At 69.6% G+C, this 3,522-nt stretch carries 5 protein-coding genes and 1 pseudogene; 5 read left to right on the top strand and 1 reads right to left on the bottom strand.

The window, feature by feature from the left end; all coding sequences use genetic code 11:
- Positions 1 to 242: pseudogene (locus tag ACOADB_RS16060) on the bottom strand (MMPL family transporter); the annotation flags it as partial.
- 83 nt (positions 243 to 325) lie between these two features.
- On the opposite strand from ACOADB_RS16060, the gene ACOADB_RS16055 reads away from it, so the two are divergent.
- The 5 genes from ACOADB_RS16055 to ACOADB_RS16035 form a co-directional block, all read left to right on the top strand.
- A complete protein-coding gene (locus ACOADB_RS16055) occupies positions 326 to 985 on the top strand; it encodes a WHG domain-containing protein (RefSeq protein ID WP_378600560.1) in 660 nt (219 codons plus the stop codon).
- A gap of 10 nt (positions 986 to 995) precedes the next feature.
- Positions 996 to 1,679, top strand: coding sequence for a hypothetical protein (locus ACOADB_RS16050; protein ID WP_378600558.1), 684 nt, complete (start codon positions 996 to 998; stop codon positions 1,677 to 1,679).
- On the top strand, positions 1,676 to 2,281 hold the full coding sequence (locus ACOADB_RS16045; protein WP_378600556.1) for an acetoacetate decarboxylase family protein: 606 nt from the start codon (positions 1,676 to 1,678) through the stop codon (positions 2,279 to 2,281). The genes ACOADB_RS16050 and ACOADB_RS16045 overlap by 4 nt, the downstream gene beginning before the upstream one ends.
- A gap of 205 nt (positions 2,282 to 2,486) precedes the next feature.
- Positions 2,487 to 2,948 (top strand): hypothetical protein, encoded by a 462-nt coding sequence (locus tag ACOADB_RS16040; RefSeq protein ID WP_378600554.1) that lies wholly within the window; start codon positions 2,487 to 2,489, stop codon positions 2,946 to 2,948.
- A 52-nt stretch (positions 2,949 to 3,000) separates the two neighbouring features.
- A partial coding sequence (locus tag ACOADB_RS16035; RefSeq protein ID WP_378600552.1) for a hypothetical protein occupies positions 3,001 to 3,522 on the top strand: 522 nt, incomplete at its 3' end.

The following is a 3,522-nucleotide window of genomic DNA, read 5'->3' as shown; positions in this document are numbered from 1 at the left end:
GGTGCGTCGACGTCGCCGCCGTCCGCCGCGACCACGAACACGTAGTCGGCCGTCCCCTCGAACCGCTCGGCAAGGACGCTGGCCGCCCGGCTGCTCTCCGAGTCCGGGTCGTCGAACCCGTCGGTCTGCAGCTTTCCGAACGCACCGAGGCCGACGTAGGCCGCGACCACCACTCCCAGGACTCCGAGGCCCAGGACCCAGCGGGCCCGCCCCGTCACCAGCACTCCGATCCACCGGAACATCACGATCTCCTCCAATGTGTACGCACGTAAACTTTAGAAGTGTTAACTTGGCATGGATGTGTACAGGTGTCAACATGTATCCCGTGAACACCTCGACCACCGCCCGGAGCAGCTACCACCACGGCGACCTGCGCAACGCGCTGGCGCGGGCGGCAGCCGACCTGGCGGCCACCGGCGGACCCGACGCGGTGACCATCCGGGGCGCCGCTCGCGAGGTCGGGGTGACCCCTACCGCGGCCTACCGCCACTTCTCGAACCAGGCCGACCTGCTGGCCGCGGCCCGCGAGCTCGCCATGAACGGCATGGTGGTGGCGATGGCCGGGTACCTCGGCCAGGTGCCCGAGGACGGAGACCCGGTGGATCGGGCGATCGATCGACTGGTGTCCACCGGCCGCGGCTACATCCGGTTCGCGCAGGACGAGCCCGGCATCTTCCGGACCTGTTTCACGGGGCAGCTGCGCGGCGCTGCGGACCTCGACCCGGGGCTCGACGCCATGGGTCCCTACGCCCTGCTCGGCCAGATGCTCGACGAGCTCGTCGCGGTCGGCTACCTCGCCGAGGAGCACCGGCCGGGCGCCGAGGCAGGCCCCTGGGCCGCCGTCCACGGCCTGGCACTGCTGATGATCGACGGACCCCTGCGCGACTTCGGCCCCGCGGAGCGCGACGCCGCCATCGACCAGACGCTCGCGATGACAGTGCGCGGACTCGCGACGGGCCCACGCGGGCGGGCCCGTTCCCACTAGGGTGACGCGGGTGAGCGACGAACTCATCACCTACGCGACCTGGGGCGAGCGTTTCTTCTCGACTGCCGTCACCGCCGAACGCGTCCTGAACGGCGTGAACGTGCTGGCGGGCCGACCGATCGACGTCGGCCCGATCGGGGTCGGCCCCGGCCGGATCGCCAAGGTGATCGCCAAGGGCAGGATCGGTACGGCGACGGGCCAGCAGGTCGGCGACCTGCCGGTCTCGTTCAACGTCGAGCTGCCGGTGACCCTGAAGTTCACGCTCGACCTCGGCATGGACAAGCTGGACTTCGACGCCGAGATCACGGTGCCGCTGGTGATCGCCGCCCACGCGCGGGCCGACCTCGCCATCCAACTCGAGGTCACGCCGCCTCCCCCGGCCCAGGTCGTCGTACGACTGAAGGCCCAGGGGCTGCGCGCGTCGCTGACGAGCCGTGCCGCCAACGTCGAGGGCGAGCTGCGCCGCTTCGTGGCCAAGTACGTCGCCCGCGAGCTCAAGCAGCCCTACGTCCAGCAGGCCACGGTGATCGACGTCGCCCGGGCGATCGATGGCGCCGCAGCCGGTCTCGGGCCCCGCGAGGAGAGCCCTACGGCCGCCCGGCTCACCGACGCACTGCCTGCCGCCATGGAGGCGGAGCTGGAGCACACCGCCCAGCTCTTCATGGATGCCGGCGAGGGTGAGCCGCAGGCGTGAAGCCGTATCCCCCCGCGCCGTGGAACATGCACGGCTCGCTCTGGCTGTCCGTCTTCCGGCTCCCCGAGGACGTCGATGAACGCCACCCTGCCGGGCAGTACGGCGTCGCGCTGGTGTCGTACGAGGAGCCCAGCCCGCTGACGTACCACGAGCTCCTCGTCGCCCGGACGACCAAGGATGCCGCGGGCAAGGGCGCCGTGACGATCACCGACATCTGGGTCGACTCGCCGGCCTCGCAGGCCGGCGGCCGCGAGCTCTGGGCCATCCCCAAGCAACTGTGCGACTTCGACATGGAGAGCAGCTTCCGCGGCCCGGTCACCTCGACCGACTGGACCGCCCTGGTCGAACGTCGACCGATCGTCGACGCGAGCTTCACCGACGTGTCCCGCGCGGCTCCACGCGTCCCGTTCACGGGCCGCGTCATCCAGCCCGGCATCGACGAGCACCCGGAGACGGCCAACGTCCTCATGAAGGGCAGCGCGAAGGCGCTCCCCTGCCGCGCTCGATGGTCGTTCGCGAGCGACGGCCCGTTGGCCTTCCTCGGCCAGGCGCGTCAGCTCGGGTCGTTCCGGATGTCGTCGTTCCGGCTGGCCTTCGACTGACCGCGCACCCCAGATCCCCTCTGCAACCGGGGTTGTAACGCTGCAGCGACACTGGCGTCAACCAGCGATTCCGATGCCCACGGTCACGTAACACGGTTCACGTGTCGCGGGTTGGTCGGTGTGGTTCCTCCCTTCGTGGCGTGCCGTGATCTCGGCCGGTATGCCCCGGATTCCAGCAGCTCTCACAGATCACAGGGGCACTCCCATGGCCATTGCCAAGAAGAAGAAGTTCGCCGTTGCCGGCGGTGTCGGCGCGCTCGTCATCACTGCGGGCGCCGCGTTCGCGTACTGGACCAGCAACGGCTCCGACGACGCCACCGCCCAGGTCGCCGACGAGAACGCCTGGACCGTCCTCATCGACGACGCCAGCATCGGCGACACCGGCACGCTGACGCCCGATGGCGACATCGACAACGTCACCTTCACGATCAGCAACGACGAAGAAGGCACCAAGCAGATCACCGCTGTCACGGCCACCGTCGCCACGACCGCGGCAGGTTGCTCCGACGCCGACTTCGCCATCACGAACCTCACCGACCTGGTCGGCGACGACGTGGCCGGCGGCGGCTCCGTCAGCGGCAGCTTCGACATCCAGATGATCGACACCGGCTCGAACCAGGACGGCTGCAAGGGCGCGACGCTCACCTACACCGTCGACGTCAACTGACGCTGATTCCCTGCTCGATCTGACGACCGACGCGGCCGAGAGGACACACGACATGAGGCACTGGACCGGGCGTACCCGACTCCTGGTGGCCGTGCTCGCCGTCCTCCTGGCCGCGTCGGTCGGATCCGCTCCCCTGCGTCCAGCAGCCACCACCGTCGGCGCAGAACTGACCCTGACCGCCTCGCAGAGCACCATCGGCGTGGCCATTGGCGGGAATGCGGTGGTCGCGGTCTCCGTCAGCCAGGCCGGTTCGGTGCTCGGTCCGGTGAATCTCTCGGTCACCGGTGCCCCGGTCGGCGCGACGGTGAGCATCCTCCCCAACCCCGTGCCCGCGGGCCTTCCTGCGGTGATCTCGGTGCTCACCACCGGCTCCACACCGGTCGGCACCTACTTCCTCAAGATCACCGCCACCAACGGCGCGAGCACCAAGACCGTGACGGTGAAGCTCGTCGTCACGCTCCCGACCGGTTTCACCATGACCCTTGCTCCGCCGATGAGAACCGTGGTGGACGGCGAGACGACATCCTTCACGCTCAACATCGCGCGCGGCCTGCTGGCCGGTCCGGTCGGCCTG

The sequence above is a fragment of the Nocardioides sp. CPCC 206348 genome (assembly GCF_048654705.1).
Lineage (GTDB): Bacteria > Actinomycetota > Actinomycetes > Propionibacteriales > Nocardioidaceae > Nocardioides.
This window is presented reverse-complemented; position numbering and strand designations above follow the sequence as displayed.

What these genes read in the sequence shown, in the direction of transcription:
- ACOADB_RS16040 (WP_378600554.1), top strand. Translation starts at nt 2,487, where the DNA reads ATGGCCATTGCCAAGAAGAAGAAGTTCGCCGTTGCCGGCGGTGTCGGC.